We start from the raw sequence: 24,935 nt of genomic DNA, 5'->3' as shown, positions 1-24,935 counted from the left end.
CGGGAGGGGCGGCTCAGGCGCGGATGCGCTCCACCGGTTGGGAGGAGTCGGCCGGGATGTCCAACGACGACGGCGCAGCTCCCGCGGCCACCAACTGCGCGCCCAGGGCCGCGACCATCGCACCGTTATCGGTGCACAGACTCACCGGCGGGATGCGCAGCGCGATACCGGCCTGCTCACAGCGCTGCCCCAGCAGCTCACGCAGCCGCCGGTTCGCCGCCACTCCCCCGCCCAGCAGCAGCGTGGACAGCCCGTGCTCGGTAGCGGCACGCACCGCCTTCGCAGTCAGCACGTCTACCACGGCCTCCTGGAAACTGGCGGCGATATCAGCACGAGGCACCGGTTCGCCGCGCTGCTCGAACTGTTCCACCGCCCGTGAGACAGCCGTCTTCAGCCCGGAGAAGGACCAATTGTGCCGATGCGGCCCCGGCGCCTGCGCCGTACCGACGAACTTCGGCAGCGTCAGCCCGCGTGGGAAACGAAATGCCTGCGGGTCCCCCTCAGCGGCGAGCGCGTCGATCTTCGGCCCGCCCGGATACCCCAGCTCGAGCAGCCGTGCCACTTTGTCATAGGCCTCACCGGCGGCGTCGTCGATGGTCGAGCCCAGCAGCTCGACGTCCTCGGTGAGCGAGCCGACCCGCAGAACCTCCGTGTGCCCGCCGGAGACCAATAACGCCCCGGTGTGCGGGGGCAGACCCGCGGGTGCCGCACCCTCAGTCTCCAACAGCCCGACGCCGACGTGGGCGACCAGGTGGTTGACCCCATAGAGCGGCTTTCCTGCGGCCAGCGCAAGTCCTTTGGCGGCCGAGAGCCCCACCATCAGTGCACCGGCCAGCCCCGGTCCGGAGGTCACGGCGACGGCGTCGAGCTCCTCCACGGTGACCCCCGCAGTGTCCAGCGCCTGGCGCAGGGTGGGCACGAAGGCCTCCAGATGCGCGCGGGCGGCGATCTCCGGGATCACCCCGCCGAAGCGGACATGCTCCTGCATCGAGGAGGAGACGGTGTTCGCCAGCAGCTGGGTGCCCCGAACGATGCCGATGCCGGTCTCATCGCAGGAGGTCTCGATGCCCAGGACCAGCGGGGCACTGGTGGAGGGGGCGGTCACGCTCTGGATACTCGTCACTGCTGACTCCTCAGCTGGCTCGCGCTGGTGGGGGCCTCGAGATCGAGCAGCGGCAGCCGCATGATCAGAGCGTCGGCGCCGTCGGGGTAGTACCGCGGGCGGGTGTGGATGACCTCGAACCCCTCACTGCGGTAGAGACCTTGGGCGCCGTGGTTGTCTGTGCGCACTTCCAGCAGCACCTGTTCGGCACCGCGGCGCTTGGCCTCGGCGATGAGCCTCCGCAGCAGGCGTCGACCGAGTCCACGGCCCTGAGCCGACTCGGCGACGGCGATGGTCTGCACATCGGCAAACGGCAGCACGCACATGAGCCCGATATACCCGAGCACCACACCGTCAGCGCCCCCGTCCTCAGCACCGACACCGGGCGCGGCAGATTCGGCCACCCAGTATCGCCGGGTCTCGGTGTGGGCGAGTTCCTGATGGAAGAACCGCTCGGGCCAGGCATCGACGGGGAAGAGGACCTGTTCCAGAGCCGCCACCGCATTGACGTCCTCAGGGGTCATCTCTCGGATCGTCTCGGGTACGGGTTCACCGGTGGTGCCGCCGACGGTATCTGCGGGGCGGCTCATGTGCCTGCTCGCTTCCGTGGCGCGGGCACCTTCGCGTCGGATTCGCGCAGGTACAGCGGTTGGGGCGCGAGCCGGTGCGCGGGGTCCGCACCGAGCCGGCCGATCTCGGCAGCATCGGCGGTCCAGTCCTCGGTGCCGGTCACGGCGGTGAGCTGGTCGGGGTAGAGCGTGGCCCCGACACCGACGACGGGCAGCTGCGGCAGCGCTGCGGCCGGGCCGACCTGCGGGGGCTCGAGGCGTTCGACGGCGGCGCCCGGCGGCTCCGGAGACTCTGACGTCTCCTGGCCGCCCCGCGCATCAGGCACCACCCGATAGCGTGCCGAGTAGACCTCCCGACGGCGGGCATCCACCGCCACGTGGAACTCTGCGGAGCCCTCGACGAGGCCCTGCTCCGCCGCACGGAGGGCGAGACTGTCCAGGCTGCACACTCCGTAGAGCGGCAGCGACCACACCTCGGCCAGTGTGTGGGCCAGCACAATGCCGACGCGCAGACCGGTGAACGGCCCCGGGCCGACGCCGACGACGACGCCCGCCAGGCCCTCCCCCGCGCTGCAGGCAGACCCATCCTGCTCCGAGGACGGGACGGATCCCGCACGCTGCGGCGCCATAGGGTCCAGCCCGGCCCGGGTGAGGACGTCACGCACTCCGGCGGCCAGCACCTCGGCGTGAGTGGTCGTCGCCGCGGTGCGCCATGTGCTCAGGCCAGCCCCGGAATCCAGGACGGCGGCGGAGGCACCGGCGGAAGAGTCGATCACAAGAAGCACTCCTCCATGGTAGTGCTCCGCGCTGTATCGAATCCCCGATTGCTGCTACAGTTCACCCCGTTTCCGACCCGACACGCCGCAGGAATCGGGGACTCGATGAGGGCAAGGCTCAGAGGACCGTCACCAGAGAGGGCTACGACACCTGTGGCGGAGGCTGCACGGCTCAGCGGCGGGGCAGGGTGAGACGCGGTGCCTGCACCCACCGGGGGCCGACGCCGCGCAGCAATGCCCTGCGTGAAGCACCCAGAACATCATCATCCGACTCGGAGAAATCAGTCACGATGCCTCGGCTGTCAGCGGGGTCAGACCCGACGCCATCCCCTTCGGCCTCGGTCAGCAGTTCCAGGTCCAGCCAGGAGCCGGAAGCACCGGTCAGCGACTTCTCCGCCAGCCCACGGCCCCATTCGACGACTGTCACCGCCTCAGCTGCTGAGCTGAGCAGGTCGAGGTCTTCGAAGCCCTCGGCATCGGTGCGGTAGGCATCCACATGGACCAGATCAGGCCCGTCATCAGTGCCGCGATGCACTCGCGAGAGCACGAAGGTCGGCGAACTCACCCGGCCCTGGACCCCCAGTGCGGCGGCGAGCGCCTGAGTGAACGTGGTCTTCCCAGCGCCCAACCCTCCGGTGAGGATCAGCAGATCCCCGGCACGCAGATACCCGGCCAGCTCCTCGGCCAACTGGGCCGTGTCGTTCAGATCCTGCAGGTCCAGCTCCACGGTCCACTGCGGCGTCGGCCCAGCTTCCGGCTCACTCATGCGCCCGCCTCAGCGGTCCCACCGGGGGCAGCAGCGACATCGGTGTCGACATCGGCATCGGGATCGAGCACCACGCGCGGCACCCGGGCACCGATCCGGGTGATGATCTCGTAGTTGATGGTCTGCGCGGCAGCACCCCAGTCCGCGGCAGAGAGCCCTGAGTCTCCGCCGAAGAGCACCACCTCGTCTCCAGGCTGCACGGCAGTCTCCGGGTCCTCCAGATCCACGACGAACTGGTCCATCGCCACACGGCCCACTGACCGGTAGACCCTGCCGCCGATCCGCACCGGCGCATCCACCGCAATCCGCGGTACTCCGTCGCCGTATCCCATCGGGATCAGACCCAACGCTGTAGGACGATCCACCCGGTGGGTCAGCCCATAGCTGATCCCCTGCCCGGCTGGCACAGTCTTCACACCGGCCACCCGCGTGCGCAGCTCCATAGCCGGCTGCAGGCCCAGCTCCGCAGGCGTCCGGTCCGCGAAGGGACTCTGCCCGTAGACGCCCACGCCGACGCGGACCATATCGAAATGCGCGTCCGGGCGGGACAGCGCCGCCGGAGTGTTGGCCGCATGACGCAGCGCCGGCCGCACACCGGCCTCCTCCGCGGCCTGCAGGGCCCAGCGGAAGACCTCCAGCTGTTCATCGGTCTCCCGGCGGTCCGGCTCATCGGCGACGGCGAAGTGGGTGAAGATCCCGACCACGGAGATCAGCCCGCGCTCCTGGAGCTGCGCGGCTCGGGCCATGAGCCCCGGCCACTCCGCGGCAGTGCATCCGTTGCGGCCCAGACCGGTGTCGATCTTGAAGTGCACGTGGACCGGGGTCTGCATCCGTTCGGCGACTTCGGCCACCGGCTCCAGCTCCCATCCGGAGATCCCGATGTCCACACCCCGGCGGACCGCTTCGGCGAAGTCACTGGCCGGGGTGTGCAGCCACGCCAGCAGCGGCGCCTCGATGCCGGCGTCTCGCAGCGCGAAGGCTTCGGCGAGATGAGCGACCCCGATCCAATCCGCGCCGCCCTGCACGGCGGCGCGTGCGGCGGTGACCGCCCCGTGCCCGTAGCCGTCCGCCTTGACCGCGACCATCACTTTCGCCGGACGGACATATCCGGCGATGGTCTCCACGTTGCGACGGATGGCGGCCGGATCGATGAGTGCGACACGTTCGAGGTGATCGGCTGAGGTCATGGCGGCATTCTATCGACCGCCACTGACATCACCGGCTCTCCGGGCATCCCGCCTCAGGCGAGCCGGTCAGCACCTCAGTCGTCAGCACCTCAGTCGAAGGTGCCAGCCGAGGCACGGATCGCCGCACCGTTGCAGGCTTCGATCAGCGCGGACGCCCCGAAGCCGCCTCGCCCCTGCGGATCGAGGCGGCACGCGGCCTGCCCGTGGCGCCGCACCGCTGTGGCCGCGATCTCGGCCAGCGGCACCTTCGGCCCGGCGGTGGCAGCCAACGCGACCAGCACTCCGGTGAGCACATCGCCGCTGCCGGCTGTGGCCAGCCCCGGGGCCTGCACCCGGTGCACCAGGGTCCGGCTCCTGGGCTCGGCGATGATCGTGCTGGCCCCTTTCAGCAGCACCGTGCAGCCCAGATACCCGGCGAAATCTTCCACCGCCGTGACCGGAGACGCCTCAAGCTCCTCACACAGATCCTTACGCCCGGCGGCCTCCATCAGCGCGCGCAGCTCACCGAGATGCGGTGTGAGCACGGTGGAGGCCGGAAGCTGGGCCGTCAGCTGTTCGCCTCGTTCAGCCAGCAGCGTCAGTGCCGAGGCATCGAGCACCAGCCGCCCACCGGTGCGCTGAGCCCAGTCGAGCGCACAGTCCAGCGCCGCGCACTGCCCCGGGTCCTCCGCGATGCCCGGACCGACGGCCACAGCGGTGGCCCGCGGGGGAATCTCCGGCGCAGTGGTCCCGACGATCTCAGGCTGCGCCGCGGTGACGAGACTGACCACCGGCCCCGGGGCGTACAGAGTGACCATCCCGCACCCGGTCTGCACCGCCGCCCTCACGCTGAGCACCGCCGCCCCGGGGTACCGGTGAGACCCGGCGACCACATGGGCCACACCGCGGGAATATTTGTGGTCCTGCCGCCGCGGCGCCGGCGTAACCGGTTCTGCGGCGACCACGGACCGGCTGCGCGCTGCCTCAGCACGGAATCTAGCCAGCTCACCCGCCATCCCGATGTCGACGACGACCACCCGCCCCGAGGCCTGGGCACCCGCCCCGACCATCAGACCGAGCTTATGTCCGCCGAAGGTGACGGTCAGATCCGCGGCGATGACCTCCTGCGCCACAGCGCCGGTGCCCGGATCCACACCGGAGGGGGCGTCACAGGCGACGACGGCGGTGCTCTCTCGGGCCAGCGCCTCCGTCAGCCCGGGCACCTGCGGTAGGGCGAACCCGCCGGAGGTTCCGGTGCCGATGACGGCGTCGATCAGGACATCGACGTCGGCGTCGATGCTCTGAGTGAGCCGTCCACCAGCCTGGCGGAAAGCCGCAAGCCCCTGGTCATGGGCACGGTCACTGACGAGCACTGCGCGCGCATCCACCCCGCGGCGGCGCAGCAGAGCCAGAGCGAAGAGGCCATCACCACCGTTGTTGCCGGGTCCGATGAGTCCGGTGACTCGGGTGCCGTAGATGCGGCCCCGGCGGTGACGCAGCTGCACCGCCACTTCCCCGGCGAGCCCCCACGCGGCACGGGCCATCAGCTGCGGACCCTCACCGGCCTCCAGCAGAGGGGCCTCGGCCTGGCGGACCTCTGCCCCGGTGTAGAGCGGGGTCAGCGCCTCAGCGTCCACGGCAGCCGGTTCAGACCTTCTCCGCCACGACCATCGCGGTGGCGATGTCGCCGTCGTGGCTTAGCGAGAGGTGCCAGCGGCTCACCCCGCGCCGCTCGGCCACCGCAGCGACCGTGCCGACCACCTCGATATGCGGGGCGCCTTCGGCATCGGGGACCACCCGGCAGTCCTGCCAGTTCATCCCCGCCGGGGCGCCCAGTGCTTTGGCCACAGCCTCTTTGGCTGCGAACCGCGCGGCCAGGGACCGTGTACTGAGCTCACGCTCGGCCGGGGTGAACAGCCGCTGACGCAGAGCCGGGGCACGGCGCAGCTGCTCGCCGAAGCGCACGACGTCGACGACATCGACTCCGATCCCCGCGATCATCGGCGCTTCCTCTCAGCGTTCACTCCGGATTCGCTCCAGGCTCACTCCACCGTGACCGACTTGGCCAGGTTCCGCGGCTGGTCGACGTCGTAGCCCTTCTCCGAGGCCAGGGCGCAGGCGAAGATCTGCAGGGGCACCGTGGTCAGCAGCGGCATCAGCAGAGGCTGGGTCCCGGGGACGTGGAACACCGACTCGGAGAAATTCTCCACCGCATCGTCGCCGCGTTCAGCCACGGAGATCGTCTTCGCCCCACGTGCGCGGACCTCCTGGATATTGGAGACCACCTTCGCATGCAACGAGTCCCGGCCGTGCGGGGAGGGCACGACGACGAACACCGGCTGCCCCTCCTCGATCAGCGCGATGGGCCCGTGCTTGAGCTCACCGGCGGCGAAGCCCTCGGCGTGGATATAGGCGAGCTCCTTGAGCTTCAGCGCCCCCTCCATGGCCACCGGGTAGCCGATGTGCCGGCCGAGGAAGAGCACCGAGGGGGTGTCCTTCATCTCGGCGGCGAGCTGCTTGATCGTATCGGCGTCGTCGAGGATCTCCTGGATCTTGCCGGGGATCTTATGCAGATCGGCGAGGATGTCTTTGATCTGGCCGGTGAACAGCTGGCCGCGAAGCTGGCCGAGGTAGAGGCCCAGCAGGTAGGCGGCGGTGATCATCGCCAGGAACGCCTTGGTGGAGGCCACGGCGATCTCAGGGCCGGCGTGCAGGTAGAGCACGGCGTCGGACTCGCGCGGGATCGTCGAACCGTTGGTGTTGCAGATCGACAGGGTCCGCGCGCCCTGCTCCTTCGCGTAGCGCACCGCCATCAGGGTGTCCATGGTCTCCCCGGACTGGGAGATGGAGACGATGAGGGTGGACTCGTCGATGATCGGGTCCCGGTAGCGGAACTCGTGGGCGAGCTCGACCTCCACCGGGATCCGGCACCAGTGCTCGATGGCGTATTTGGCGACAGTGCCCGCGTAGGCGGCGGTGCCGCAGGCCAGCACGATGATCTTGGAGGTGTTCTTCAGCTCCTCCCGGTCGATGCGCAGTTCGTCCAGCGTCAGCCGGCCCTCGGCGTCGGTGCGCCCGAGCAGCGTGTCCTCCACAGCCTTGGGCTGCTCGTGGATCTCCTTCTCCATGAAGGTGTCATAGCCGCCCTTCTCGGCGGCGGCGGCATCCCAGTCCACCCGGAACCGGCGGCCCTCGGCGGGGCTGCCGTCGAAGGAGATGATGCGGAAGTCGTCGGTGGTGATAGTGACGATCTGGTCCTGCTCCAGCTCCACCGCGTCACGGGTGAAGTCGATGAACCCGGAGACGTCCGAGCCCAGGAAGTTCTCGCCCTCACCCAGGCCGATCACCAGCGGCGAGTTCCGCCGAGAGGCGACGACGCGGTCGGGCTGGTCAGCGTGGACGGCCAGGATGGTGAACGCGCCTTCGAGCTCGTTGCTGGCCAGACGCACCGCCTCGGTGAGATCGCCCGCGGCGTCACCCGCGAAGAGCCGTCCGATGAGTTTCGCGGCGACCTCGGTGTCGGTCTCAGAGTCGAAGGTCTCGCCTTCAGCGAGCAGCTTCTCCTTCAGCTCGGCGAAGTTCTCGATGATGCCGTTGTGGATGATGGCGAGCTTGCCGCCGTCGCCCAGATGGGGGTGGGCGTTCTCATCGGTCGGGCCGCCGTGGGTGGCCCAGCGGGTGTGGCCGATGCCCACCGAGGCCGGGGTCATCGCCGCCTGGTCGATCTCACCGACCAGGTTGCTCAGCTTGCCCGACTTCTTCCGCGTCTCGACGGCACCGTCGGCGACTGTCGCCACTCCGGCGGAGTCGTACCCGCGGTATTCGAGGCGCCGCAGTCCCTCCAAGAGGACGTCGAGGGCCTGGTGGTCGCTGCTCTTCTCCGGCAGACCGATGTATCCGACGATTCCACACATGGCACATAGCGTATCGTGTCTGTGTGTCCTCGCACTCCTCCGACCACCTCTCTGCGCGCCCCTCGGACGCCGCACCCCGCGCCGTCGTCGAGACTGCGCCGTGGGCCGACTCGCCGCCGCATGAGGAGGACACCGGGCACTACTCCCCCTTCGTGGAGCTGGACCGACGCGCCTGGGCGCGGCTGGCCGACACGATCGAGCAGCCGCTGAACCAGGGCGACGTCGATCGGCTGCGCGGGATCGGCGAGCATCTCTCGCTCGGCGAGGTGGAGCAGATCTACCTACCGCTGTCCCGGCTGCTGTCCATCTATGTGGAGTCCTCGGCGCATCTGCGCAGCGCGACCAATGATTTCCTCGGCGGCACCACCCGCCGGACGCCTTTCGTGATCGGGGTGGCAGGTTCGGTGGCAGTGGGCAAGTCCACCACGGCGCGTGTGCTCCAGGAGATGCTGCGCCGCTGGCCCTCCACACCTCGGGTGGAGCTGGTGACCACCGACGGGTTCCTCTACCCGAATGCGGAGCTGCGACGGCGTGGCCTCATGGAGCGCAAAGGGTTCCCGGAGGCCTATGATCGCCGGGCGCTGCTGCGTATGGTCGCGGAGGTCAAGTCCGGCAAGCCCGAGGTGCGCGCCCCGAAGTACTCGCATCTGTACTACGACATCGTCCCGGATGAGGAGATCTCGGTCCGGCGTCCGGATGTGCTCATCGTCGAAGGGCTCAACGTGCTGCAGCCGGCGCGGGTCCGTGCCGATGGGACGACGGGGCTGGCGCTGAGTGACTTCTTCGACTTCTCGATCTACGTCGACGCCAAGCCCGCCCATATCGAGGAGTGGTACGTGGAGCGGTTCATGCGCTGGCGCCACGGCGCCTTCGCCGATCCGCAGAGCTACTTCCATCAGTACTCCTTCCTCTCCGACGCCGAGGCCTCAGAACGAGGCACGGAGATCTGGCGGCGGATCAACGGGCCGAACCTGCGCTCGAACATCCAGCCCACACGTTCCCGTGCCCGGTTGGTCATGAGTAAGGATCGCGACCACTCAGTGTCTCGAGTGCTGCTGCGAAAGGTCTGAGGGCAGCTGGGCGCAACACGCGCCCGTGACACCAGGAATGTGACGTCGAGGTAATATCGCCCCGTGCTCCCGAGATGACCGTTGCTCAAGGCAATGGAGCCCGCCACAGCGGGGATCAGAGGAGATCAAGGACACACTGCGACACGTCTCACTTTTGACTTGAAAGTGTTGCCGTCACACTCACCCCTGCGTCTATGATGTTCAGTATGCTTAAAGGTTTTAAAGAATTCATCATGCAGGGCAACGTCATCGACCTTGCAGTCGCCGTCGTCATCGGCGCCGCCTTCGCCAGCGTGGTCAACGCGCTGGTCGAAAACGTCCTGATGCCGATGATCTCCGGACTCATCGGCTTCCCCGACTTCGACAACTTCGCCGTGGTCATGCTCAACGGCAACGCCGTGCAGTTCGGCGTGCTGCTCACGCAGGTGGTGAACTTCCTGCTCATCGCCGGGGCCATCTACTTCGTGGTGGTCATGCCGATGAACAAGATGATCGAGGCTCGCAACCGCCGCCTCGGCATCTCCGAGGAGGACGAGGTCGAGCCTGACGTCCAGCTGCTCACCGAGATCCGCGACCTCATGAAGGCGCAGAACACCGGTGGCGCCGCTCCGAGCGCAGGCGGCCAGACCCCCCAGGCCTGACCGACACCGTTTCACGACGGCGCCCCGTCCCTCTTGCTGTGAGGGACGGGGCGCCGTCGTCTGTGCCGCCACAACCGTCAGTCAGACCGCGGCAGCACCTCGACCTCCACCGGTTCCTCAGTTCGCGGAGGGTCAGTGGCCATAGAGTCCTCATCCATCACCTCAAGGAGCTGCTGGTAGCGAGTCTCGACGCGCTCCTCAGTCAACCCGGTGTCCTCGGGAAGTTCCCCGTCAGTCAGCTCAGTCAGCTCGTTCAGCTCTGCCAGCGGGAGAATCCCCCGGTAGCCGTGGGTGCGGTCCACCGTCACCGGGGTCCAGCTCAGATCAGTGACCCGGACCCGCCCCTCAGCCGGAGCCTCGACGTCGGCGAGCACCATCGTTCCCACCGCAGTACGCGGGACACAGCACTGCTCATCCTGGTTCGAGAGGAAGTTCCCCATCGACCAGACCACCCACATCCCCTCATCGGCCGGACCGCCGTCGAGCTGGCGCAGCGGAAGCGGCGTGTGCGAGTGGTTGCCGAAGACCACATCCACCTCCCCACCGGCGGCAAGCTGCTCCGCGTAACGCTGTTCCTCGGCGCCCGGGGTATCGACGTACTCTTCGCCCCAATGCACTGAGGCGAGCACCAGATCAGCGCCCTCGTCACGCGCCGACGCTGCCAGCGCGGTGAGCTGATCAGCCGCCACATCGGTGACCCACCACGAGTCCTGCGGCGGCGGCACGTTATGCAGCAGCGTCGTGGAGATATGCGCCACGGTGATCTCCCGGCCGCCGCGGGAAAGCCGGTACATCTGCGCCGCCTCGCTCTCCTCAGCGCTGCGCGCAGTACCCACATGCCCCATCCCGGCCTCATCGAATAGGTCCAGCGTGCGCTCCAACGCGCCGATGCCGCCGTCGAGGGAGTGGTTGGTCGCGGTGGTGCAGCCGTCGAAGCCGAGCGCGGAGAGATCCTCCACCAATTCATCCGGGGCACCGAACTCGGGATAGCCGCTGGGCGCTCGCCCCTCGGCTCGGACCGGGACCTCCATGCCGCACAGGGAAAGGTCCGCCTGCTCGACCCACTCGCCCACCGGTTCCATCAGGGGCAGGAAGTCGTAGCCGCCGCCGGGCTGGCGTGCCGCCTCGATCACCGGCGTATGCGGCAGCACGTCGCCGGCGGAGAGGAGCGTGAACTCGGTCTGCTCAGGCTCAGATTCCGGCGTCCCCGGCGCAGGGCTCCCCTCAGGCTGTCCGTCCGAGTCGTCACCGGACGGCTGATCTTCAGGGGAGGCGCAGGCCGCGGTCGGCGCGCCTCCGACCGTCGCGAGGACGAGAACTGCGAGCACACTGCGAGCCCTCCGCGTCCATACCCGCAGCTCGTCGTCCACCGCTACAGGGCCAGTTCCCGTCGGACGACCTCCGCCAGCACCTGGGCTTCATCCCGGGCGTCGTCGGCGCTGCGCGCCTCCACCATCACCCGCACCAAGGGCTCCGTACCGGAGGGCCGCAAGAGGATTCGGCCGGCCTCGCCCAGGCGGGCCTCGGCCTCACGCACGGCCTGCTGAACCTGCTCGTCCGTCTTCGCCCGTGCCTTGTCCACCCCGGCGACGTTGACCAGCACCTGGGGCAGGCGCTCCATGGCCGTGGCCGTCAGCTCTCGCAGCGAGGTTCCGGTCGCGGCGACGCGGGAGGCCAGCTGCAGTCCGGTGAGCAGCCCATCTCCGGTGGTGGCATAGTCAGCGAGGATCAGGTGTCCTGACTGCTCGCCGCCGAGCGAGTAGCCCCCGGCGCGCATGCTCTCCAGCACGTACCGGTCCCCCACTGCGGTCTCCACCACCTGGATACCGGCGGCCTGCATGCCGAGCTTCAGTCCCAGGTTGCTCATCAGGGTGACCACCAGCGTGTCATCGCGCAGTTCGCCCCGCTCCTTCAGCGCCAGCGCCAGCACTGCCATGATCTGGTCACCGTCGACGACCTCACCGGTGTGGTCCACGGCCAGGCAACGGTCGGCGTCGCCGTCGTGGGCGATGCCAAGGTCCGCGCCCTGCTCCTGGACCGTCTCACGCAGACGCTCGAGATGGGTGGAACCGTATCCGTCGTTGATGTTGAGCCCATCCGGGTCCGCACCGATGACCACGACCTCAGCCCCGGCATCGGTGAACGCCTGCGGGGAACAGCCGGAGGCGGCGCCGTGGGCGCAGTCCAACACGACCTTCAGCCCGCGCAGCGAAGTCTCCCCCAGCGACTTCAGCAGGTGCACCACATAGCGGTCCTCGGCGTCGGAGAACCGGCGGATCCGGCCGACGTCGGCGCCGGTGGGGCGCTGCGGCTGCGCGGACATCTCCGTCTCGATCTCGTCCTCCACCGCATCCTCGAGCTTATGGCCGCCCCGGCCCAGGAATTTGATGCCGTTGTCCGGGGCGGCGTTATGCGAGGCGGAGATCATCACCCCGAAGTCCGCGCCGGAGTCAGCCACCAGGAAGGCTGCGGCGGGGGTGGGCAGGACGCCGGCGTCGTGGACGTCCACACCGGCGCTGGCCAGTCCGGCCTCCACTGCCGCGGAGATGAACTCTCCGCTGACCCGGGGATCTCGGGCGACCACGGCCACCGGACGTCGCCCGGGCTCCGCGCGACGATGGCCGAGCACCACAGCGGCGGCCTGAGAGAGTTGCAGGGCGAGCTCGGCGGTGATGAGCCCATTGGCCATCCCACGAACTCCGTCGGTTCCGAAGAGTCTTGGCATAATTCGTCCAGTGTAAGCGGTTCTCAGCGGTGCAGGCAGCGGCCACGGGTCATGGCCACGACTGGGCGGGCTCAGCCGATGTGCTCAGCGCGCGTGCGGGAACGCCGAGCCCAGCGTCTCCCCGTTCTCCGACAGCTCCGAAGCCGGCCCGCAGATCAGCGGGTCCGGCGTGTGCACCACCGCGGGATCACTGTCCGGATACGGCACCGCATTGAGCACGCACCGCATGGCCTCCAGCCGGGCACGCTTCTTGTCATTGGATTTGATGACCGTCCACGGGGCGGCGGCAGTGTCGGTATAGAAGAACATCGCCTCTTTGGCGGCGGTGTAGTCATCCCATTTGTCCAGTGAGGCCATATCCGTCGGCGAGAGCTTCCAGCGGCGCACCGGGTCGGTCTGCCGGGAGGCGAAGCGGGCTAGCTGCTCGCTCTGGGAGACGGAGAACCAGAACTTGAACAGCCGGATGCCGGAGTTGACCAGCATCCGCTCCAGCTCCGGAGTCTCACGCATGAACTCCAGATACTGCTTCGGCGTGCAGTAGCCCATGACCCGCTCGACTCCGGCCCGGTTGTACCAGGAGCGGTCCATCATGACGATCTCCCCGCCGGAAGGCAGGTGTTCGATGTACCGCTGGAAGTACCACTGGCTGCGTTCTGTGTCAGTGGGCTTGTCCAGGGCGACGATCCGAGCGCCTCGGGGGTTCAGATGCTCATGGAACCGTTTGATGGCCCCACCCTTGCCGGCGGCGTCACGGCCCTCGAAGATGATGAGCACCTTCTCGCCGGAGTCTTTGACCCAGCGCTGCAGCTTCAGCAGCTCGATCTGCAGCGCCCGTTTGCGCTTCTCATAGGTGGCCCGGCGCAGTTTGGTCTGGTACGGGTACCCCTCACGCCAGGCCTCTTTGTCCGGCGCGGGGAGCGAGGCGCCGCCGTAATAGGCGAGGTGCTGTTCGTGGTGACCGGCTTCCTCCATGGAACCCCCTGGTGAGAACGAGTGACGAGGTACACCGTGGCGCGCATCAGGTGCCTTTCAAGTATATGTCCGCTCGCTCCGCGTCCGGCCGCCCCGGCCCACGACGAAGGCACCCCGCCGCTCCTTTGACGGAGCGACGGGGTGCCATGCGGGATCCTGCCTCGGCCTCACGGACCGGCGGGATCAGCGCTTCGAGTACTGCGGAGCCTTACGGGCCTTCTTCAGACCGGCCTTCTTCCGCTCCACCGCGCGGTCATCACGGGTGAGGAAGCCGGCCTTCTTCAGCGCCGGGCGGTTGTGGTCACGGTCGATGCCGTTGAGTGCGCGGGCGATGCCCAGCCGCATGGCACCGGACTGACCGGAGGGGCCGCCGCCGTCGATCCGGGCGATGACGTCGTAGGCGCCTTCCAGACCCAGCAGGGTGAAGGGGTCGTTGACCTCCTGCTGGTGCAGCTTATTGGGGAAGTAGTCCTCCAGGCTGCGTCCGTTGATGCTCCAGCTTCCGGAGCCGGGGACCAGACGGACACGGGCGCGGGCCTTCTTCCGACGGCCGACGGCGGCACCGCCGACGGTCAGCGGGGCACGCTCAGTGCTCTCGCCGGTCTCAGCCGGGGCTGCTGCGGACTCCGAGGTGTAGCTGGACAGCTCCTCGGTCTCGGTGAGCTCTTCAGTGTTCTGAGCCACGGTTCTCCTTGGAAATCTTCTCGTATCGGTGCGGCTCAGGACTGCTGAGCGACCTGGCTGATCTCGAACGGCTTCGGCTGCTGCCCCGCGTGCGGGTGCTCCGGGCCGGCGTAGACGCGCAGCTTCTTCAGCTGAGCGGCGCCGAGCTTATTGTGCGGCAGCATCCCCTTCACGGCCTGGTAGACCGCGCGGGTCGGGTGACGCTCGACCATCTCGTCGAAGCTCAGGGACCGGATCCCGCCGGGGAAGCCGGAGTGACGCCAGTAGCGCTTCTTCCGTCCCTTATCGCCGGTGACGGCGACCTTCTCGGCGTTGATGATGATGACGAAGTCGCCCATGTCCTGATGGGGGGCGAACGTCGGCTTGTGCTTGCCGCGCAGCAGGGCGGCGCTCTGGCTGGCGAGGCGGCCGAGCACAACGTCAGTGGCGTCGATGATGTGCCACTGAGCGTCGGCGTCGCCAGACTTCGGGGTGTACGTACGCACGGTGTTGATGCCTTCGGTCGGTGTTCTACGGTCGGTCTCATCGGGCCGGGACGTGTGAGAGCGCCCCGAATTCCGACGAAGAACCGGTTCTTCGCAAGTGTGCCGTCCGGCTTCCCAGGTGAGGGCTGAGAAGATGCCGGGCCCTTAGGCTCCGGACCCCTATGGAGGCTTGATGGCCATGCAACGAGCCGCCTCGACACAGGTGCGCCCGAGAGTGGACACGCACAACAGAGATCTACTATACCGGTGCGGTGCCCTCGGAGCAACGCGACGGCCGCCGGAGCACCTGCACCGGCCTCAGCCCTGCGCCGCGGCCACCTCTGCACGCACCGCCGAATACAGCGGATGCTCAGGTCTCAGACCGGTGACCTGCTCGACGAGGGCCTCTGCCGGCAGTTCCTCGAGCAGCCGTGCCAGCTCCACCGACTGCTCATCCTCGGAGCGGAAGGCCAGGGCCGCACCGACGGCAGCGAGCAGAGCCGTCGTCGACAGCCCCCGCTCGGCAGCCTCAGCGGCAGGACCGATGAACCGCTCGTGCCGCGAGAGTTTGCGCAGCGGCTGCCGCCCCACCCGATCCACCGTGTCCGGCAGGGCCGGGTTCCGGAAGCGATCCAGGATGGTCGCCCGGTACTGGGCCAGATCCTCAGCACTGAAACCGTGCTTCTGCGCCAGCAGTGCTGAGGTCTCCTCCAACGCTGCGGCCACCCCGGCGGCGGCCCGCTCATCGTCCAGCGCCTCAGCGATGGTGCCCGCCCCGACCTGCGCACCGAAGTAGGCGGCAGCGGCATGGCCGGTGTTGACCGTGAAGAGCTTGCGCTCGATGTAGGGGCCGAGGTCATCGACGAAATGTGCGCCGGGGATCTGCGGCAAGTGCTGACCGAAGGGTCCGCGTTCGATGGCCCATTCGAAGAAGGGCTCGACCTCCACGTCGATCGCCTCGCCGCCACGCTTCGCAGCCCCCTCGGCAGGGCCCTGACCGGGGACGATCCGATCGACGGCAGTGTTGGCGAACACCGCCCGAGAGTCCAGCTCGGCCCAGCGCTGCCCTGCCGCCTCAGCGATGAACCCGCGCAGCTGATCGGTGCCGCCGATAGCATTCTCACAGGCCATGACCTGCAGCGGTGCGGCCTGGGGATCACGAAGTTCCAGACCTGCGACGATATGCGGGGCGATGAACCGCAGCACCGTCGGACCCACGGCAGTGGTCACCACCTCCGCAGCAGCGATCTCCCGGGCCACCCGCTCGGGATCCTCCGCGGAGTTCACCGCGGTGAAGTCGGTGATGACGTGGTCAGCGCCGCCCTCACCGACTTCGCGGACCGTGTAGGAGTCAGCCTCCTGCAGGGCCTGCACCAGTGGCGCGGCGACGTCGGAGAACACCACTCGGTAGCCGCCCTGGTGCAGCAGCTGTCCGACGAAGCCCCGTCCGATGTTCCCGGCCCCGAAGTGCACCGCCGTCTTGGTCGTCGTTGTCGCTGCGCTGCTCATCTGAACTCCTCCCGTTGTGCGCTGGTCCCCTTGCCCGCATCTCTGCTCACACCTCTGCCCGCATCTCTGCTCATATATGGCAGTGACGCATCCGCCGCCTGGACTCAGTCATTGACCGCGTTGAGCATCTCCAGCAGCTCTTCTTCGGTCTCCACAGCCTTCAGCCGCTGCACCGCCTCCTTATCGGAGAAGAGCCGCGCAATCTTGGACAGGATCGTCAGGTGCTCCTTGCCCACACCGGCGATCCCGACGACGAACGTCGCCTGCTTGCCCGCCCAATCGACGCCGCCGTCGTAGCGGGAGACGGTAAGCGCCGAGGCGAGCACGGCTTCTTTGGCGTCGTTGGTGCCGTGCGGGATGGCCAGCTCGTTGCCCATGAAGGTAGAGACGGTCTCCTCCCGGCGACGCATCGCCTCGAGGTAGTCCGAAGTCTCCGCCCCGGCCTCGACCAGCATGTCCGCCGCCTCGGTCAGTGCCTGCTCCTGAGTGGCCGCCCCGGCGTGGATGCGGACCCGGTCCAGAGTCAGCACATCCTGAGGTGCCTGCACATTCTGCGGTACCTGCCCATCCTGAGGTACCTGCTCAGTGTTGCCGGCCTCCGGTGCGACTACAGCGGTCTGAGCCTCCCCGGTGGCCGTCCGGTCCTCTGGCGCCTGATGCGCTGCTGATCCCTGATCCTCACGGGACTCCTGGACCAGCCGCACGATGTCGTCGTACTCCGGGGCGTCCATGAAGCTGTCCACCGAGACATGCACAGCCTCGGCCTCACGGCTCCTGGCCCGGTCCGTGAGCTGCTGCTGGGTGACCACCAGATCAGTGTTCCCCGGCAACGAGGGAATCGCCTTGTTCGAGATAGCGACGTCGGTGATCCCGGCCTCTTTGAGCTTGCGCTTGAGCACTGAAGCGCCCATCGCCGAGGAGCCCATACCCGCATCGCAGGCAAAGATGATGGTCTCGATCCGTTTCGTCGGGACGGTGGTGCCCAGAGCCGCCGCGCCGGAACCCGCGCCTGCGGCCAGCCCGGACAGCGCCTCAGAGGACTTGCCCTTATTCGCCTCCGTCTTCGCCACCGCCTCGGAGAACTGATCGCCACCGGCAGCCAGGTCACGGCGGCGTGAGGCGAGCAGGATAGGCGCAGCCACGGCGAAACTCACACCGGCGGCAACCACCACTGAGAGCATCACCCCGAGGTAGTCTCCAGCAGCGGTCTGCGCCCCGATCGCGAGGATCGACCCCGGCGAGGCGGGGCCGCGCAGCCCGGTGTCGAAGACGACGTTGACCGCCACGCCCGAGGCGCCGCCGGCAACGACGGCGAGCAGCAGAGCCGGCTTCATCAGCACATAGGGGAAATAGACCTCGTGGATGCCGCCGACGAACTGGATCAGTGCGGCACCCGGAGCCGTCGCCTTCGCGGCGCCCACGCCGAAGACGGTATAGGCGATGAGCACCCCGACACCCGGGCCGGGATTGGCCTCCAGCATGAACAGGACCGACTTACCCATATCGGCCGACTCGGCGACCCCCAGCGGAGTGAGCACACCGTGGTTGATCGCGTTGTTGAGGAAGAAGACCTTGGCCGGTTCGATGATCACCGAGGTCAGCGGCAGCAGACCGGTGTCCACCAACCACTCCACACCGCGGCCGAGCACCTCCATCAGCCAGTTGACCACCGGAGCCAGCAGGTAGAACCCGCCGACGGCGAGGAAGAACCCGGTCAGACCGGCGGAGAACATGTTAACCAGCATCTCGAAGCCGGAGCGGACCTTGCCCTCCCACAGCCCGTCGAGCTTCTTCATCACCCAGGCGGCCAAGGGCCCCATGATCATCGCACCGATGAACATGTGGATCTGATAGTTGCCCGCCTCATCGCCGTACTGCTGCAGGATCAGCCAGTCCGAACCGGCGATCACGCCGAAGGTGGCGATACCGGCGACGACCACACCACGCGCCTCATAGATCATCCGACCGCCCTGCATGGCGATCAGCAGCGGCAGCAGATAGTGGATCATCGGGCCGACGATCGTCGCCAGCCCCTCGTTCGGGGTGAAGCCGTCCGGGATGACGAACGCGGTGAGGATCCCCCAGGCGATCAGTGCCGGGATATTGGGCATGATCATGCCCGAGAGGAAGGAGCCGAAACGCTGGATCAGAACCCGCGCTCCGCCCCGGGACTCCGTCTGAGCGGAAGCCTCAGAAGCTGTTGCCGTCATCACGCCGCCTTTCATCCTCTGCGGCACGGCTGCTCCGCCATACCGAACGGTGGCATCCCCGCCGTAGGTCTCGTCGGTCCTCATGGTAGACCGCGCGGAGCACCGCCACCAGCATCCGAATCGCAGCCATCACCGCCGGTCAGGCGATCATCCCGCGGGTTCCGCGACGCAGTGTGCGGTGCTCAGCGCCCGCTGCGGCGGAAGGCGGAATCGGACATGTCCTCAAGCTCACGACCCTTGGTCTCGGGCACCCACAGCAGCACGAACACCAGCGACAGCAGCGCCGAGACCGCGTAGAACCCGTAGGCGAAGACCAGGGAGAACCCGGCCATCGCGGGGAAGATCGTGGAGATGATGAAGTTCGCCGCCCAGTTGGCCGCCGCCGACACTCCCACAGCCATGGCACGGATCCGGTTGGGGAACATCTCTCCCAGCAGCAGCCACATGAAGGGACCCCAGGTGGCACCGAAGAACAGGACGAAGAGGTTGCCGCAGACCAACGCGATGATGCCCCAGGGCTCGGGCAGGGTCACCGCGGCGTCGCCGGCGCCGGCGTCACCGGCCACCTGTGCCTGGGAGAAGGCCACCGCCATCATGCCCAAGGTCACCGCCATCCCGGCTGAACCGACGAGCAGCGGAATGCGCCGTCCGACCTTGTCCACGATGAGGATGCCGACCACCGTGGCCAGGATGTTCACCGTGGCGGTGATGACCTGGATGAGGAATGACTGGTCCTCCGGGATCCCCACCGACTGCCACAGCGTGGAGGAGTAGTAGAAGATCACGTTGATGCCGACGAACTGCTGGAAGACCGCCAGACCGAGACCCACCCACACGATGGGCATCAGCTTCCCGCCCACCAGCAGATCACGCAGACGCTGTCGGGATTCCCTGTTGATGGTCCGCGCGATCTCGGCGATCTTCGCCTGGACCTCCTGCTCACCGCGCAGCCCGACCACCTGCCGCAGCACCTGGGCCGCCCGGTCCTCGTCACCGCGTGCGACCAGATAGCGCGGCGATTCCGGGATGGAGGTGGCCAGCAGCCCATAGATCAGCGCCGGGAAGGCCTCCATGAGGAACATCCAGCGCCAGGCGTCGAGACCGAACCAGAGCGTCTGGCCCGCACCACCGGCGATGTTCAACAGCAGCGCATTGGACAGCGCCGCACCGAAGATCCCGACGACGATGGCCATCTGCCACATCGAACCGAGCCGTCCGCGCAAAGTGGCCGGGGCGACTTCAGCGATATAGGCCGGGGCGATCACCGAGGCCATCCCCACGCCGACACCGCCGAGGACACGCCAGAGGACGAGGTCGTATTCGGTGAAGGCCAGGCCGGAGCCGACGGCCGAGAGGAAGAACAGCGCCGCGGCGATGAGCATCGCCCGGACGCGGCCCATCCGGTCCGCCAGCGAGCCGCCCACCCAGGCGCCGATCATGCAGCCCAGCAGCGCAGAGGCCACCGTGAAGCCGAGCATGACGTCGGTGAGGCCGAAGACTTCCTGGATGGGGCCGACCGCGCCGTTGATCACGGCGGTGTCGAAACCGAAGAGGAAGCCGCCGAAAGCGGCCACCATGACGACCCAGACGACGGCGCCTACTGCACCGGAGTCGTTGTCTGAGCTGCGGCCTGCGCCTGGGCTCGTGCCGTCACCGGCCCCGGATCCTGCGCCGATGTGGGAGTGGGTGTTCATGAGGACCTCGCCTTCGCTCTGCGACGATCTGTTCTACGACGATCTCGTCGGCCCAGACACCTTAGCGCACGTCAGGGCAGCTCAGCGACGCACCGCCCGGGTCTGCGCCGTACGTGCCGCGAGCTGATCCGCCTGCGGGTACTCCACACCCGCCAATGTGAGCCCCCGGGCCGGAGCGAGCCGCACCTTCTCATCCCAGCTGGGTGTCTCGAGCCGCTCAGCGAGCCATCCGGGGCTGCGACGGCCCTCCCCCACCTCCATCACCGCGCCCACCAGCGCCCGGACCATGTGGTGGCAGAAGGCATCAGCGGTCACCTCGGCGCGGATGACGCCGTCGGTGTCGCGGCGGACGGTGAATTCCTGCAGCTGGCGGATCGTAGTACCGGTCTCACGCGGGCGGCAGAAGCTGCCGAAATCGTGCAGGCCCAGCACCGAAGCGGCCTCGGCGTGCATCAGCAGTTCGTCGAGCCGTTGGCGGTGCCAGGCGGTGTCTGCTCGGCGTAGCGGGGACCGGGCCTCGAGGTGATCCGCGATCCGGTAGATGTATCGGCGGCTCAGCGCCGCGAAACGTGCATCGAAATCAGTGCCGACGCGCTGGGCGGCATAGACGACGACGGCGCCGTCCTCACCGGCGAGTACACCGCTGAGCCGCCGGATGAGCACAGTGGCCGGGTCCTCGGCGCTGCGCCGTGGCAGGCCCTGCCATTCGGCGTCGGTGAGATCGACGTGGACGGTCTGCTGTGCGGCATGGACCCCGGCATCGGTGCGTCCGGCGACGGTCAGCTTGACCGGTCGGCGGATCAGAGTGGCCAGTGCCTCAGAGAGCACGCCCTCGACTGTGCGCAGTCCGGGCTGCGCGGCCCAGCCGTGGAAGGCGCCGCCGTCGTAGGCGAGGTCCAAGCGCACACGCACCGGGGACCCCTCCGCAGCTGGACTCATAGCCACCACCCTACCTATCGAGAATCCCTGGCTTTGTGAGTTATCCCTGGGTACATACAGCGGGATTACTCACAAAGCCAGGGATTCTCGATACCGGGTGGGGCTGGGGTGGACATAGGAAGGGCGCCCCGTCCTCTGCGGATCGGGGCGCCCTTCGTACTGCAGAGCTCACTGCCGGATCAGTCCGACGGCGACGGCGTCACTTTTCGTCCTGCTCCTCGGTGACGTCCTCGGCCGGAACATCCTCAGCAGTCTCCTGCTCCGGGGCCTCCTCGACGACCTCCTGCTCCGGGGCCTCCTCGACGGTCTCCTCAGCCGGAGCCTGTGCGGCCGCCGTCTGCTCGGCCTGCTGCACCACAGCCTGCTTCGGGGACACCGGTTCCATGACCAGCTCGATCACGGCCATGGGAGCGTTATCGCCCTTGCGGTTGCCGATCTTGGTGATACGGGTGTAACCACCGTGACGCTCGGCCATCGCCGGAGCGATCGAGGTGAACAGCTCGTGGACGATCGCCTGGTTCGTGGCGTTCTGCGCGCTGATCTTGCCGACCACCCGACGGCGGGCCGCCAAGTCGCCCTTCTTCGCCTCGGTGATCAGCCGCTCGGCGTAGGGACGCAGGCGCTTGGCCTTGGTCACAGTGGTGGTGATCGAGCGGTGCTCGAACAGGCTGGCAGCGAGGTTCGCCAGCATCATCTTCTCGTGCGACGGGCTTCCGCCCAGGCGCGGTCCCTTGCTCGGGGTAGGCATGGTCTCGTTCTCCTTGGATGATGCGCCACAGGCCCGCCATCAGGCGTGGGCGCGGTTCGTGTCATGTGCCGCAGTCGATGAGGCGACCAGGGCCTCAGTACTGCTGCTCGCCCTCGGCGTAGTCCTCGTCGCCAGCCTCCTGGAAGCGTGCGGCGCTGGGGTCGAAACCGGCCGGCGAGTCCTTCAGGGACAGACCCAGCTCGGTCAGCTTGTCCTTGACCTCGTCGATGGACTTCGCACCGAAGTTGCGGATGTCCATCAGGTCGGCCTCGGAACGGGCCACCAGCTCACCGACGGTGTGGATGCCCTCCCGCTTGAGGCAGTTGTAGGAGCGCACCGTCAGCTCGAGGTCCTCGATCGGCAGGGCCATATCCGCAGCCAGGGCGGCATCGGTCGGCGAGGGGCCGATCTCGATGCCCTCAGCGGCGACGTTGAGCTCGCGGGCCAGGGAGAACAGCTCGACCAGAGTCGTCCCGGCCGAGGCCAGAGCATCACGCGGGGTGACGGCCGGCTTGGTCTCGACGTCGACGATCAGCTTGTCGAAGTCGGTGCGCTGCTCGACACGGGTGGCCTCGACCTTGAAGGAGACCTTCAGGACCGGGGAGTAGATCGAGTCGACCGGGATGCGGCCGATCTCAGCGTCGAGCGACTTGTTCTGCGCGGCGGAGACGTAGCCGCGGCCGCGCTCGACGGTCAGCTCGATGTCGAGCTTGCCGTCGTCGTTGAGCGTGGCCAGGTGCAGCTCGGGGTTGTGGATCTCCACACCGGCCGGTGCGGTGATGTCGGCGGCGGTGACCTCTCCCGGCCCCTCCTTGCGGAGGTAGGCGACGACGGGCTCGTCGTGCTCGGAGGACACCGAGAGCTTCTTCACGTTGAGGACCAGCTCGGTGACGTCCTCCTTCGTGCCAGGCACTGTGGTGAACTCGTGGAGTACGCCGTCGATCCGGATGCTGGTCACCGCGGCCCCCGGGATGGAGGAGAGCAGCGTGCGACGCAACGAGTTACCCATGGTGTAGCCGAAGCCCGGCTCCAAGGGCTCGATGACGAAACGCGAACGGGTCTCAGCGACGACTTCTTCGGTCAGCGTGGGGCGCTGTGCAATGAGCACTGATGGTTCCTTTCAGAGTGCATCCGCTATATGACGCAGTCTTGAGTGATGGTGATGCTCACCCTCCGGCGCCGACGACGTCGGTCCCGGCGTGAAACCGGGCCTCCGACGTGCGACGGCGGCGGGGAGCCTGTGCTGGGAGAAGGCCGCTCAGACGCGACGACGCTTGGGCGGGCGGCAGCCGTTGTGGGCGCTCGGGGTGACATCCTGGATGGAGCCGACCTCGAGGCCTGCGGCCTGCAGGGAGCGGATCGCGGTCTCGCGTCCCGAGCCGGGGCCCTTGACAAAGACGTCGACCTTCTTCATCCCGTGCTCCTGCGCTCGCTTGGCGGCGTTCTCCGCGGCCATCTGCGCAGCGTACGGGGTCGACTTGCGCGAGCCCTTGAAGCCGACCTCGCCTGAGGAGGCCCAGGAGACCACGGCGCCGGTGGTGTCGGTGATGGAGACGATGGTGTTGTTGAAGGTCGACTTGATGTGAGCCTGACCCTGGGTGATGTTCTTGCTTGCCTTGCGGCGCGGCTTGCGAGCCGCAGCGCGTGTCTTGGGGGGCATAGGTACTCCGTGTTCCGAGTTGGTCTGATCGGCTGCGGAGCCGGTGGTCGGCTCCGATCAGCGCAAACTACTTCTTCTTGCCTGCGACGGTCTTCTTCGGACCCTTGCGGGTACGAGCGTTGGTCTTGGTGCGCTGGGCACGGACCGGAAGCCCGCGGCGGTGCCGCAGACCCTCGTAGGAACCGATCTCGACCTTGCGGCGGATGTTCGCGGCGACTTCGCGGCGCAGGTCACCCTCCACCTCGAAGTTGCCCTCGATGTAGTCGCGCAGGGCGACCAGCTCGTCGTCCGTCAGATCCTTCACACGGGTGTCCGGCGAGACGCCGGTGGCCTCGACGGCCATCTCTGCACGGGTCTTGCCGACGCCGTAGATATACGTAAGTGCGATCACCGTGCGCTTCTCGCGCGGGATGTCGACACCTGCCAGACGTGCCATCGTGGCAGTCCTCCTCTTTCTCTTCACCGAAGGTCTTCAGCAGCACGGCCCCTCGACGTCGGAGGTGACGTCGTGTTCTCAGGTCTCCGGCCCTCGGTCACCGGAGGTGTGTCCGTCCAGCTCATGACGGACTGTGCTGCTGTCAGCGTTGTTGAGCTGTGTTTCTCTGCGCCGGCGCCTCACCCGCGGGTTCCCGGACCGTGGAGGCCCGTGAACCGGTGGGCTCAGCCCTGGCGCTGCTTGTGGCGCGGGTTCTTGCAGATCACGCGGACCACACCGCGACGACGGATCAGCTTGCAGTCGCTGCAGATCTTCTTCGCGCTCGGGTGAACCTTCATGGCTTTCCTCTTATCACTTGTAGCGGTAGACGATACGTCCACGGTTGAGGTCATACGGGCTCATCTCCACGACGACCCGGTCCTCCGGGAGGATGCGGATGTAGTGCTGGCGCATCTTGCCCGAGATGGTGGCGAGGACCACGTGCTCATTCTCCAGACGCACGCGGAACATCGCGTTCGGAAGGGCCTCGGTCACCTGACCTTCGACCTCGATCACACCTTCTTTTTTCCCCATATGCTCCACACCGTTCGCGACCCTGCGGCGGAGCGACGCATCGAGGTGAGGCCTCATCCCGCCCGGGCGACCCGCTCGGCGGGTCGCACCGCCGAGGGCGATCAGGGCTGTGTGATGATGGCGTCGCCGTCGTCGTACGCGCTGCGACAGGATCTGGTTCAGTTGCTGTCAGAGGTCTCCACACACTCGTACCTGGGCACAGAGGAGCGCAGAGACAACCAGCAGTCAACCCTACCCGACTCTGACGCGCCCGGCAATTCTCCGACGAGACTCACGGAAGATGCCCGCGAAACGCCTTCGGTGCCTCAACTGAGAAT

25 protein-coding genes are annotated in these 24,935 nt (G+C 67.7%); 2 read left to right on the top strand and 23 right to left on the bottom strand.

Annotated elements, in window-relative coordinates:
- Positions 1 to 13: 13 nt before the first annotated feature.
- The 8 genes from tsaD to glmS form a co-directional block, all read right to left on the bottom strand.
- Positions 14 to 1,123: a tRNA (adenosine(37)-N6)-threonylcarbamoyltransferase complex transferase subunit TsaD gene (gene tsaD, locus RIL96_RS09895; RefSeq protein WP_310548854.1), complete on the bottom strand. Its 1,110-nt coding sequence runs from the start codon at positions 1,121 to 1,123 to the stop codon at positions 14 to 16.
- Entirely contained in the window at positions 1,120 to 1,692 is a 573-nt protein-coding gene (gene rimI, locus RIL96_RS09890; protein WP_310548853.1) for a ribosomal protein S18-alanine N-acetyltransferase, read from the bottom strand. Before rimI ends, tsaD begins: the two co-directional genes overlap by 4 nt.
- A complete protein-coding gene (gene tsaB, locus RIL96_RS09885) occupies positions 1,689 to 2,447 on the bottom strand; it encodes a tRNA (adenosine(37)-N6)-threonylcarbamoyltransferase complex dimerization subunit type 1 TsaB (RefSeq protein WP_445482784.1) in 759 nt (252 codons plus the stop codon). Before tsaB ends, rimI begins: the two co-directional genes overlap by 4 nt.
- A gap of 172 nt (positions 2,448 to 2,619) precedes the next feature.
- The gene (tsaE, locus tag RIL96_RS09880; protein ID WP_310548851.1) at positions 2,620 to 3,213 is read right to left on the bottom strand and encodes a tRNA (adenosine(37)-N6)-threonylcarbamoyltransferase complex ATPase subunit type 1 TsaE; all 594 of its coding nucleotides are present in this window, start codon (positions 3,211 to 3,213) and stop codon (positions 2,620 to 2,622) included.
- Complete coding sequence (alr, locus tag RIL96_RS09875) at positions 3,210 to 4,400, bottom strand: alanine racemase (protein WP_310548850.1); 1,191 nt, start codon at positions 4,398 to 4,400, stop codon at positions 3,210 to 3,212. Before alr ends, tsaE begins: the two co-directional genes overlap by 4 nt.
- A gap of 89 nt (positions 4,401 to 4,489) precedes the next feature.
- A complete protein-coding gene (locus tag RIL96_RS09870; RefSeq protein ID WP_310548849.1) occupies positions 4,490 to 6,016 on the bottom strand; it encodes an NAD(P)H-hydrate dehydratase in 1,527 nt (508 codons plus the stop codon).
- Positions 6,017 to 6,026: 10 nt separating this feature from the next.
- On the bottom strand, positions 6,027 to 6,380 hold the full coding sequence (locus RIL96_RS09865; protein WP_310548848.1) for a holo-ACP synthase: 354 nt from the start codon (positions 6,378 to 6,380) through the stop codon (positions 6,027 to 6,029).
- Between the two features lie 41 nt (positions 6,381 to 6,421).
- The gene (glmS, locus tag RIL96_RS09860) at positions 6,422 to 8,293 is read right to left on the bottom strand and encodes a glutamine--fructose-6-phosphate transaminase (isomerizing) (RefSeq protein WP_310548847.1); all 1,872 of its coding nucleotides are present in this window, start codon (positions 8,291 to 8,293) and stop codon (positions 6,422 to 6,424) included.
- A gap of 152 nt (positions 8,294 to 8,445) precedes the next feature.
- Here glmS and coaA point away from each other — a divergent pair, with 152 nt between their 5' ends.
- Positions 8,446 to 9,363 (top strand): type I pantothenate kinase, encoded by a 918-nt coding sequence (coaA, locus tag RIL96_RS09855; protein WP_310548891.1) that lies wholly within the window; start codon positions 8,446 to 8,448, stop codon positions 9,361 to 9,363.
- Positions 9,364 to 9,569: 206 nt separating this feature from the next.
- Positions 9,570 to 10,004: a large conductance mechanosensitive channel protein MscL gene (mscL, locus tag RIL96_RS09850; protein ID WP_310548846.1), complete on the top strand. Its 435-nt coding sequence runs from the start codon at positions 9,570 to 9,572 to the stop codon at positions 10,002 to 10,004.
- A gap of 77 nt (positions 10,005 to 10,081) precedes the next feature.
- Here the strand turns inward: mscL and RIL96_RS09845 are convergent, their stop codons facing one another.
- The 15 genes from RIL96_RS09845 to infA form a co-directional block, all read right to left on the bottom strand.
- On the bottom strand, positions 10,082 to 11,332 hold the full coding sequence (locus RIL96_RS09845; RefSeq protein ID WP_310548845.1) for a CapA family protein: 1,251 nt from the start codon (positions 11,330 to 11,332) through the stop codon (positions 10,082 to 10,084).
- 44 nt (positions 11,333 to 11,376) lie between these two features.
- Positions 11,377 to 12,729 carry a phosphoglucosamine mutase gene (glmM, locus tag RIL96_RS09840; RefSeq protein WP_310548844.1) on the bottom strand — a complete coding sequence of 451 codons (1,353 nt, stop codon included), beginning with the start codon at positions 12,727 to 12,729 and terminating at the stop codon, positions 11,377 to 11,379.
- Positions 12,730 to 12,813: 84 nt separating this feature from the next.
- Positions 12,814 to 13,701 (bottom strand): polyphosphate kinase 2, encoded by an 888-nt coding sequence (ppk2, locus tag RIL96_RS09835; protein ID WP_310548843.1) that lies wholly within the window; start codon positions 13,699 to 13,701, stop codon positions 12,814 to 12,816.
- A 183-nt stretch (positions 13,702 to 13,884) separates the two neighbouring features.
- Positions 13,885 to 14,385, bottom strand: coding sequence for a 30S ribosomal protein S9 (gene rpsI / locus RIL96_RS09830; RefSeq protein WP_310548842.1), 501 nt, complete (start codon positions 14,383 to 14,385; stop codon positions 13,885 to 13,887).
- A gap of 35 nt (positions 14,386 to 14,420) precedes the next feature.
- Entirely contained in the window at positions 14,421 to 14,870 is a 450-nt protein-coding gene (rplM, locus tag RIL96_RS09825; RefSeq protein WP_310548841.1) for a 50S ribosomal protein L13, read from the bottom strand.
- Positions 14,871 to 15,167: 297 nt separating this feature from the next.
- Positions 15,168 to 16,358 (bottom strand): mannitol-1-phosphate 5-dehydrogenase, encoded by a 1,191-nt coding sequence (locus RIL96_RS09820; RefSeq protein ID WP_310548840.1) that lies wholly within the window; start codon positions 16,356 to 16,358, stop codon positions 15,168 to 15,170.
- Between the two features lie 104 nt (positions 16,359 to 16,462).
- Positions 16,463 to 18,568, bottom strand: a complete 2,106-nt coding sequence (locus RIL96_RS09815) for a PTS mannitol transporter subunit IICBA (protein WP_310548839.1) — start codon at positions 18,566 to 18,568, stop codon at positions 16,463 to 16,465.
- A 182-nt stretch (positions 18,569 to 18,750) separates the two neighbouring features.
- Positions 18,751 to 20,262, bottom strand: coding sequence for a sugar porter family MFS transporter (locus RIL96_RS09810; protein ID WP_310548838.1), 1,512 nt, complete (start codon positions 20,260 to 20,262; stop codon positions 18,751 to 18,753).
- A gap of 81 nt (positions 20,263 to 20,343) precedes the next feature.
- Entirely contained in the window at positions 20,344 to 21,201 is an 858-nt protein-coding gene (gene truA / locus RIL96_RS09805) for a tRNA pseudouridine(38-40) synthase TruA (protein ID WP_310548837.1), read from the bottom strand.
- 199 nt (positions 21,202 to 21,400) lie between these two features.
- Entirely contained in the window at positions 21,401 to 21,949 is a 549-nt protein-coding gene (rplQ, locus tag RIL96_RS09800) for a 50S ribosomal protein L17 (protein WP_310548836.1), read from the bottom strand.
- Positions 21,950 to 22,043: 94 nt separating this feature from the next.
- On the bottom strand, positions 22,044 to 23,057 hold the full coding sequence (locus tag RIL96_RS09795) for a DNA-directed RNA polymerase subunit alpha (protein WP_310548835.1): 1,014 nt from the start codon (positions 23,055 to 23,057) through the stop codon (positions 22,044 to 22,046).
- Between the two features lie 150 nt (positions 23,058 to 23,207).
- Positions 23,208 to 23,609 carry a 30S ribosomal protein S11 gene (gene rpsK / locus RIL96_RS09790; protein WP_261624122.1) on the bottom strand — a complete coding sequence of 134 codons (402 nt, stop codon included), beginning with the start codon at positions 23,607 to 23,609 and terminating at the stop codon, positions 23,208 to 23,210.
- Positions 23,610 to 23,676: 67 nt separating this feature from the next.
- Positions 23,677 to 24,045, bottom strand: a complete 369-nt coding sequence (gene rpsM, locus RIL96_RS09785; RefSeq protein ID WP_310548834.1) for a 30S ribosomal protein S13 — start codon at positions 24,043 to 24,045, stop codon at positions 23,677 to 23,679.
- A gap of 224 nt (positions 24,046 to 24,269) precedes the next feature.
- Positions 24,270 to 24,383, bottom strand: a complete 114-nt coding sequence (gene rpmJ / locus RIL96_RS09780; protein ID WP_261624120.1) for a 50S ribosomal protein L36 — start codon at positions 24,381 to 24,383, stop codon at positions 24,270 to 24,272.
- Positions 24,384 to 24,396: 13 nt separating this feature from the next.
- The gene (gene infA, locus RIL96_RS09775) at positions 24,397 to 24,618 is read right to left on the bottom strand and encodes a translation initiation factor IF-1 (protein ID WP_310548833.1); all 222 of its coding nucleotides are present in this window, start codon (positions 24,616 to 24,618) and stop codon (positions 24,397 to 24,399) included.
- Positions 24,619 to 24,935 lie beyond the last annotated feature (317 nt).

Origin of the sequence: Nesterenkonia aerolata (assembly GCF_031470965.1) — a bacterium.
GTDB lineage: Bacteria > Actinomycetota > Actinomycetes > Actinomycetales > Micrococcaceae > Nesterenkonia > Nesterenkonia aerolata.
This window is presented reverse-complemented; position numbering and strand designations above follow the sequence as displayed.

Bases quoted from the DNA above. Each gene is read 5' to 3' on its own strand.
- truA (WP_310548837.1), bottom strand. From the start codon at position 21,201: ATGAGTCCAGCTGCGGAGGGGTCCCCGGTGCGTGTGCGCTTGGACCTC.
- rpmJ (WP_261624120.1), bottom strand. From the start codon at position 24,383: ATGAAGGTTCACCCGAGCGCGAAGAAGATCTGCAGCGACTGCAAGCTG.
- mscL (WP_310548846.1), top strand. From the start codon at position 9,570: ATGCTTAAAGGTTTTAAAGAATTCATCATGCAGGGCAACGTCATCGAC.
- alr (WP_310548850.1), bottom strand. From the start codon at position 4,400: ATGACCTCAGCCGATCACCTCGAACGTGTCGCACTCATCGATCCGGCC.
- rimI (WP_310548853.1), bottom strand. From the start codon at position 1,692: ATGAGCCGCCCCGCAGATACCGTCGGCGGCACCACCGGTGAACCCGTA.
- RIL96_RS09815 (WP_310548839.1), bottom strand. From the start codon at position 18,568: ATGACGGCAACAGCTTCTGAGGCTTCCGCTCAGACGGAGTCCCGGGGC.
- RIL96_RS09810 (WP_310548838.1), bottom strand. From the start codon at position 20,262: ATGAACACCCACTCCCACATCGGCGCAGGATCCGGGGCCGGTGACGGC.
- tsaE (WP_310548851.1), bottom strand. From the start codon at position 3,213: ATGAGTGAGCCGGAAGCTGGGCCGACGCCGCAGTGGACCGTGGAGCTG.
- glmM (WP_310548844.1), bottom strand. From the start codon at position 12,729: ATGCCAAGACTCTTCGGAACCGACGGAGTTCGTGGGATGGCCAATGGG.
- RIL96_RS09820 (WP_310548840.1), bottom strand. From the start codon at position 16,358: ATGAGCAGCGCAGCGACAACGACGACCAAGACGGCGGTGCACTTCGGG.
- rpsK (WP_261624122.1), bottom strand. From the start codon at position 23,609: ATGCCCCCCAAGACACGCGCTGCGGCTCGCAAGCCGCGCCGCAAGGCA.
- rplQ (WP_310548836.1), bottom strand. From the start codon at position 21,949: ATGCCTACCCCGAGCAAGGGACCGCGCCTGGGCGGAAGCCCGTCGCAC.
- infA (WP_310548833.1), bottom strand. From the start codon at position 24,618: ATGGGGAAAAAAGAAGGTGTGATCGAGGTCGAAGGTCAGGTGACCGAG.
- rpsM (WP_310548834.1), bottom strand. From the start codon at position 24,045: ATGGCACGTCTGGCAGGTGTCGACATCCCGCGCGAGAAGCGCACGGTG.
- ppk2 (WP_310548843.1), bottom strand. From the start codon at position 13,701: ATGGAGGAAGCCGGTCACCACGAACAGCACCTCGCCTATTACGGCGGC.
- RIL96_RS09865 (WP_310548848.1), bottom strand. From the start codon at position 6,380: ATGATCGCGGGGATCGGAGTCGATGTCGTCGACGTCGTGCGCTTCGGC.
- glmS (WP_310548847.1), bottom strand. From the start codon at position 8,293: ATGTGTGGAATCGTCGGATACATCGGTCTGCCGGAGAAGAGCAGCGAC.